Below are 6,551 nucleotides of genomic sequence, written 5' to 3' on the forward strand. Positions count from 1 at the left end.
TTCGCCTCCGGGTCTTTTACGTCCTACCTCTCAACGAACCGGGCCTCCTGCCAGTTCCTGTCGCCGTTTCCGGCGCGGCCTCCGCGGCCGGGTCGAGCGGCGGTGGCGGCGGCACCTTCTCGACCCACGTGGCCAGCACGTCCCGTTCGTGGACCAGCTCCGCGACCGCGCCGTCGCCCTCGATCGAGCCCGTGCCCGGATAGCCGAACTCCGGCGCCCAGTGCAGGGCGTCGAACGGGCAGACCTCGACGCAGATGCCGCAGTAGAGACACTGGCCGTAGTCGATCGCGAACCGGTCGAGGACGTTGCGGCTGCGAGGCCGGGCTGAGCCGGGCTGCTGTTCGACCTCGGTGTGGCTCGTGATGTGGATGCACCAGTCAGGACACTCGCGCGCGCAGATCATGCAGACCGTGCAGTTGGCCTCCAACAGCGCGATGACGCCCCTCGTGCGCGGCGGAAGGCTGGTCATGAGGGGCTCTCCTCTTCACGGCGCGGGCCCCACGACGGGTCCGGCACTCCGGGTGGTGCGGTGCGGCGGCGGCTCGGGGCACTGGTGTTGTCCTCGCCCGGTTCGAGGCGGCCCGGCCAGGGGCGCACGACCCGTGAGGCCAGCACGAAGTCCTTGCGCAGCGGGTGGCCCTGGAAGCTGTCCGGGAGCAGCAGGTGTTCCGGCTTGCCGTCGACCGTGATCCCGAACATCTCAGCGGCCTCGCGCTCGTGCCAGTGCGCGCCCTTCCAGAGGTGGGCGACGCTCGGCAGCGCGTCGGTCTGCTCGATCTCGGTGCGCAGCATCACGCCTTCGCGCGTCTGCGGATCGATGACGTGCAGGAACACCGCGTGGCGTTGCCCGACGGCACCCGGCCGGCCCGCGTCCTCGACGCCGAGCCAGTCGAACATCACGCAGCCCTCGGTGTGGTGGCGCGTGGCGGTTTCGAGCCAGTCCTGGAGCTCGACGTGGTGGACGGTCTGACCGAAGGCGGTTTTCGCGGTCATGCGTTCACCAGCCCGTGCAGGGCCTTGAGGCCTTCGAGCAGCGCTTCCGGCCGCGGCGGACAGCCCGGGACGGCGACGTGGACCGGCAGAGCCTGGTCGATGCCCTTGGTGACGCTGTAGGAGTCCCAGTACGGTCCGCCGGTGTTGCTGCACGCTCCCACGGAGATCACGTACTTCGGTTCGGGCATGGCCTCGAAACTGCGGATCACCGCGGGCAACATGGCGTCCGTGACAGTGCCGGAAACAACGAGAACGTGTGCCTCGCCCGCGCCGTCGACAGGCGTGACCCCGAGGCCGGGAAGGCGGTCGAGAGCTGCCATCACTTCGACTCCGCAGCAGGCGAGTCCGAGTTCGAGCACGGTGACCTGGTAGGTGGTGCCCCATTCCAGGCGAGCGGAAGCCGTCACAACCAGCGAGGGTAATACTTGGGGGCCCACCAGCTTGCGCCTGGCGGACCCCCACCCCCCAATGATTCCCCCCGGAATCGGCTCCCACGCGTGGTCGCCGGATATAGCTTTGTACACCGCGCGATAAGTGTCCAGCGATTCACCAACAGGATCTGCAGATAATTTGTCGGCGAAATGCGGTCAAGTTCAGTTCAACTGATCGGTAGAACATCAGAGAGGGTCTCGATGTCCGGCTCGTCCCAGTTGGTCCTCCCCACGAGTACCACGCTGCACCGTCTGTTGAACATGCCCGGCGCCCTGTTGGACACCACAATGGACCAGCTCAGGACGCTGTTGACCGTTCACGAGACCAGGTCGGCGCTGCGGGCCGCGCGGGCGTTGGGGCGCGAGCAGTCGAGCGTGCAGAAGCAGCTCGACACGTTGAACAGGAACTTCCAGGAACTGTGCGGTGAAGCCCTGGTGGTGAAACAGGGACGCGGAAAAGACGTGCTGTTCACGCCCACTGGTGAGTCGCTCGTCGAATTGGCGCGGGAGACGCTCGCGGAGTGGCTCGACGGAATTCACGAGTGCCGCCGCAAGCTCGGCACGACCGTCACCGTGGGCACCACGCGATACATGCTGGACACCCTCGCGAAGGCGTGGCACCACGTGGCGGACGAGTTCCGCGAGCGCGACGTGGACCTCAAGGTCGTCCACATCCGCACCAAGGACATCTGGACGAAGCTGGAGACGCGCGAGGTCGACGTGGTGTGCGGCAGCGTCGTGACGCGAGCCGGCCAGGGCTGGGAGCGGCCGGAGTTCGACGTGATCGAGTGGCGCCGCGGCGGGCTGGCGTTGCTGACGAATCTGCCCGAGACGGTTGTGGGCGAGCGCGTGCGGGTACCTCAGCTCCGATCGGTCCCGTTGGTCGTGCCGGGGGCGGGGCTGATCGCCGAGTTCCTGCGGGGCTGGTTCGGGCCGGACTACCGCCAGGGGCTCGACATCGCGGCCGAGATCGACGAGATCCAGTACGGCATCTCGCTGCTGCGCTCGAACCTCGTCCAGGGAGCCATGATCGTGACGTCTGGTTTGGGCGTGGTGGCGTCGAACAACGAGCTCCGTGAGGGAGGCGGGCTCCGCGTCGTCGAGCTCTCAGATGACTCGCTGGAGCGGCTTGTGGGCGTGTTCGCCCGAACGGACGAGCTGTCGAAGCATCCGGCGGATCACCCGCTGAACCTGCTGTGGTCGGCCTTCAAAGCAGAAGCGCCCCGGCCGTAGCCGAGGCGCTCCCTGATCCTTACTTCTTCGCGGGTGTCATGGCGTCGTGCTCAGGCCTCCGCTGTTCGACTTTGGGACGTTGCTGGGCTTTGGCCATCTTGGCCAGCCAGTTCGTCGCCTCCGAGCGGATCTTCGCCAGCTCGTCGTCGCGTGCCTGTTGCTCGTTCATCGGCCACTCCCTGCGTTCGGGAAATCGCTTCGATGGGAGCACTACCGGGCGTGTGCCCGCTAGGGCCGCCATGCTTGTGGGTGAACCTTGTTGACAGCATCGCTCGCCGATACGTGTTACGCACCCCGACACGGCGGTTTTGGGTTCTTTAGTACCCCCGGTACCCGCCACCCAGGTTCATGGAGACCAACCCTGGGTGGTTGTGGAAGCCGCCGTAGCGCGCGTAGGTGTAGCGAACGCCCGCGATGATGTTGTCGACCGGCGCGAGGATGTTGTCGTAACCGGCCAGCTTGTAGGCCCGGAACGTCGGGTCGATGCACTGCATCAGGCCCTTCGACGGGGTACCGCGCAGCGCGTTGGAGTCCCAGTTGTTGACGGCGTTCGGGTTGCCGTTCGACTCCTTGATGATGATCGTGTAGATCTCATCGATGCTGTTGTTGTCGATGTTCGTGCCGTTGGCCTGCAGAACCTTGATGGCTTCCTTGATCCAGCCCTCGATCTCGCGCTGCTTGGCGGGCTTGCGCATCTCCGCCTGACGCTCGGCCTCGGCCTTCGCGGCGGCCTCGCGCTGGGCGTGACCTTCCGCCGCGAGCTTGCTGGCCTGCTCGAACGTCTGCATCGCGTACATCTGCTGGAACTGCAGCAGCCGGCCGACCTCACCACCGGGGTTCACGTCGTGAATGGTGAGGACGTTCTGCGCCTGCTTGTCCGGGATGGCGCCCAGCTCGGCGGCACCCGCAGCGAGATCCGTGGAGGACCCGCTGGTCGCGGCGTTGGCGATTGCGGCGGTGCCGGCGGCGACACCTGCTGCGACGACGATCGCGCTCACGCGGTGAGCGAGCGGAACCTTGTCGTCCTCGGCGCGATGCGCGCCGGGTTTCACTTCAGCTTTGGGCACGACCGTGTACACGGTTCGGCCGGCGGCCTTGCTGTGCCGGGCCAAGGGGGAGCCTCCTGCGTCGGGGAGCTTGGTCTCCGGCTGCTCGGCGGGGGATCCGAGGGACTTTGGACCCTTGGTGCTGCGGTTCCTGTGTCCTGCCGGTGACCAAACCGTTATCGGCGGGCGAGAACGTAACCTCGCGTCACGAGCGCAGGCAAGCTTGAGCGCCCGTTGGGTGACTCTCGTCACGTTTCCGATGAGTTGGGCTATCCGCTGCTAACAGACAGTCAGCGAGCCAATTGCATCCTGCTTAAGTTCATCGTTGCCTCCTGACGAACTGGCGGAGCTGTCTGTTAGTTCGGTGTGAGCCCGGCTCTCGTTATGGGTTACGTCCACGACCACGCGATCGAGTGATGCCATCACGCTTCGTAGTTGTCGGTGCTGAGCTGCTTCTCGAAGAGGGGTACGGAGCGGGCGAGCCGCCGGTTCACGGCACTATGAATCTCATGGGGGACCACGATCGGGAGGCCCGTCTCGGGGCCGCGCGGGTGGCCGTGCTGCAGGCGCGCGCAGAGGCGTCGCGGCCCTGGTGGCAGAAGCGGGCCGTGGCGTGGCTGACCTGTCTGCCCGTGCGGTTCTGGCGCGGCCTCAAGTGGTGGGGGCGCGAGCTGGGTGAGGGCGTGTACGAGGTGCTGCTCATGTGGGCCGTCTTGGCGTTCTTGTTCGCGGTCGGCCTGCTCGTGTCGTGGGCCTGGCAGACGGCGCCGGTCCCGACCGTGGTGCTTGTGGCGGGCGCGCTGGCGTTCCTGGCGTTCGGCGGGGTGGAGTTCTTCCGCGAACGACGGCGAGGGCGGCTCACGATGATCGCCGTGGCCGCCTTCGGGTTCGTCGCGCTGTGGGTGCTGCTGCCGCTGGTCGGCGCGCTGCCCTACCTGCTGTTCTAGGGGTGGCGATTGAGGCCATCAACCTCGACCGGAGCGGCCTCACGCCAGAAGATGTCGGCCTTCATCCACGTGGACGTCGCCTGGGCGAAGTGATCGCTGAGTGCCTCACGGCACGGCGCCTTGTCCTCGGGAACCTGCAACGACCGACCGGCAAGCACGGCGTACGTCCGGTAGTCACGCAGCCTCGGATCGACCACCACGGTCAAGGTCTCCGGGTCCACCGCGATCATGCCGGAGTCGAAGAGCTGGTGGATGTCAGCTCGGAGGAGTGCGCCTTCTTCAGGCACGTGCCGAACGTGCTTGGCAAACGCACGCAGGTGAGCCGCGTGCAGCGCCTGCTGCGGGTTGGGGCCGGTGATCATGCACACCAGGCCGTAGCGCTCGAACAGCGCCTTGCGGAACTTGTCCTGTCCTGTCCGAACGCTGACCAGCGACTTGGTCACGCCTGCGGTGATGGGCTTCGTCGACCTGGCGTCGGAAGCATCCGGTGTGGGCGGCGGTGGCACCTTGGCACCGGCCAGAAGCTTCTGCACACCGTCGACGTCGAGTGGCCGGATGGCGTTCTGCCTGGCGTTGTTGCCGGTGACCTGCTCCAGTTCCGCGGCGCTGATGACGTCGCCGATAGCCCGCCACGTGCCCTGGTAGACCGCCTTGAACGCGGTGACCGGCTCTTGGACCTCCAACGGCACGTCGAAGCCCTTGCCGCACCCGTCCCGACGGCACATGTAGGGCGGTGTGCCGTTCTTGCGGTAGTTGAACCTGGTCAGCTCGCAATGAGGACACCTGCGGCGCGTCTTGAGCACATTCTCCGTGACCTCGACGTGCTCGACCTTGGCAACACCCAGCGCCCCGGTGCGATTGCGCAACACGACGAGGTCGCCGACCGCAATCTTGCCGTGGTTCGGCACACCCGAGTCGAACAGGTAGTACGAGTCAACGACGTCGTCGTAGCCGTCGTTGCCCTGGAAGCTCCGCTTGTCGTGTGCAACGAGGAACGACCATGCCTGCACCTGCCACCACCTTGGATCGTGAACAACCAGCGTTGCTCAACATCGCGTGCGGTGGCGAGCGAGTTACTCACGCCGTGCACGACGCGTAGGGCGGCCGCACAAGGCGAAGAGCGCTGCTGTTCTAACGGTTGCGGCGCTGCTCCAGTGCCTTCAGCACCCAGTCCGTGCTGTCACCGGGGCTCTCGTTGAACGCGATCGCGGCATCCGGCTGGTGCCAGTGCACGAGGTTGATCACGGTCTGGAAGAGCTCGAGCAGCCCGGTCCCCTTCCGGATGCCGCCGCCGACGACCACGCAGTCGTACGGCTTGGCCGCGAGGTGATCGACGATCTTCGCCTGAGCGCGGCCGTCCAGCTCGTCGAAGCTGATGAGAAGAAGGTCCTGGGCCATACCGAGCTCGGCGAACGCCTTGTTGCCTTGCTCGATGCCGGCGAGCACGGGCGCGGGATCGAAGCCGGGGATGGTGGTCGGGTCGAAGCCGATCGCGAGAACGTTGGTCACTGCTTCGAGGCTAGGCGCCTCGCGGCGGTGGCGAGCGGATCTGTTCCGGCCTCTACGAGAGCAGCGGCCCGCCGTTCTCGATGAGCACCATCGCCGAGGCCGCTGCGACCGCGGCCGTGACGCCCGCGATCATGCCCAGCGTGCCGAAGTCCCTCTTCCCGGTCATGTGCGCCACACCGAACGCCATGAAGCCCAGCGCGACCACCACCGAGATGACGGTGATCAGTGGTGACTCGCTCCATCCCCACTTCAGCAGGAACCACGCGCCCAGCCCGATCGCTCCCAGCAAGAGCGTGATCAGCAGCTTGAGGAAACATCCACCGACGTGCTTCATGAGGCCCCTTCCCCGGGTGTGTCAAACGAGCGGTGTAACTCGGGTTGAAGGAACTACT

9 protein-coding genes and 1 pseudogene are annotated in these 6,551 nt (G+C 66.3%); 2 read left to right on the forward strand and 8 right to left on the reverse strand.

The window, feature by feature from the left end:
* Window positions 1-16: 16 nt before the first annotated feature.
* From LFM09_RS42125 to LFM09_RS42135, 3 genes are read right to left on the reverse strand one after another with little or no spacing between them, the layout of a single operon-like run.
* A complete protein-coding gene (locus LFM09_RS42125; RefSeq protein ID WP_355434908.1) occupies window positions 17-469 on the reverse strand; it encodes a 4Fe-4S binding protein in 453 nt (150 codons plus the stop codon).
* The gene (locus LFM09_RS42130; protein WP_414102227.1) at window positions 466-993 is read right to left on the reverse strand and encodes an NADH-quinone oxidoreductase subunit C; all 528 of its coding nucleotides are present in this window, start codon (window positions 991-993) and stop codon (window positions 466-468) included. The genes LFM09_RS42125 and LFM09_RS42130 overlap by 4 nt, the downstream gene beginning before the upstream one ends.
* Window positions 990-1,400, reverse strand: a complete 411-nt coding sequence (locus tag LFM09_RS42135; protein WP_414102228.1) for an NADH-quinone oxidoreductase subunit B — start codon at window positions 1,398-1,400, stop codon at window positions 990-992. Before LFM09_RS42135 ends, LFM09_RS42130 begins: the two co-directional genes overlap by 4 nt.
* 225 nt (window positions 1,401-1,625) lie before the next feature.
* Here LFM09_RS42135 and LFM09_RS42140 point away from each other — a divergent pair, with 225 nt between their 5' ends.
* Window positions 1,626-2,657, forward strand: coding sequence for a LysR family transcriptional regulator (locus LFM09_RS42140; RefSeq protein WP_414102229.1), 1,032 nt, complete (start codon window positions 1,626-1,628; stop codon window positions 2,655-2,657).
* A 19-nt stretch (window positions 2,658-2,676) separates the two neighbouring features.
* Here LFM09_RS42140 and LFM09_RS42145 read toward each other — a convergent pair whose 3' ends face one another.
* Both LFM09_RS42145 and LFM09_RS42150 read right to left on the reverse strand, forming a co-directional pair.
* A complete protein-coding gene (locus LFM09_RS42145) occupies window positions 2,677-2,826 on the reverse strand; it encodes a hypothetical protein (RefSeq protein WP_156094437.1) in 150 nt (49 codons plus the stop codon).
* A 148-nt stretch (window positions 2,827-2,974) separates the two neighbouring features.
* Window positions 2,975-3,325: pseudogene (locus LFM09_RS42150) on the reverse strand (transglycosylase SLT domain-containing protein); the annotation flags it as partial.
* Between the two features lie 887 nt (window positions 3,326-4,212).
* Between LFM09_RS42150 and LFM09_RS42155 the strand changes: the two are divergent.
* Entirely contained in the window at window positions 4,213-4,650 is a 438-nt protein-coding gene (locus LFM09_RS42155; RefSeq protein WP_414102230.1) for a hypothetical protein, read from the forward strand.
* Here the strand turns inward: LFM09_RS42155 and LFM09_RS42160 are convergent.
* The 3 genes from LFM09_RS42160 to LFM09_RS42170 form a co-directional block, all read right to left on the reverse strand.
* Window positions 4,647-5,660: an HNH endonuclease gene (locus LFM09_RS42160; protein ID WP_414102231.1), complete on the reverse strand. Its 1,014-nt coding sequence runs from the start codon at window positions 5,658-5,660 to the stop codon at window positions 4,647-4,649. The two genes, LFM09_RS42155 and LFM09_RS42160, sit on opposite strands and share 4 nt — an antisense overlap.
* A 121-nt stretch (window positions 5,661-5,781) precedes the next feature.
* Window positions 5,782-6,159, reverse strand: a complete 378-nt coding sequence (locus tag LFM09_RS42165; protein WP_414102232.1) for a hypothetical protein — start codon at window positions 6,157-6,159, stop codon at window positions 5,782-5,784.
* 52 nt (window positions 6,160-6,211) lie between these two features.
* The gene (locus LFM09_RS42170; protein ID WP_414102233.1) at window positions 6,212-6,493 is read right to left on the reverse strand and encodes a hypothetical protein; all 282 of its coding nucleotides are present in this window, start codon (window positions 6,491-6,493) and stop codon (window positions 6,212-6,214) included.
* Between the last annotated feature and the right edge of the window lie 58 nt (window positions 6,494-6,551).

Origin of the sequence: Lentzea alba, assembly GCF_047445655.1 — a bacterium.
Lineage (GTDB): Bacteria > Actinomycetota > Actinomycetes > Mycobacteriales > Pseudonocardiaceae > Lentzea > Lentzea alba_A.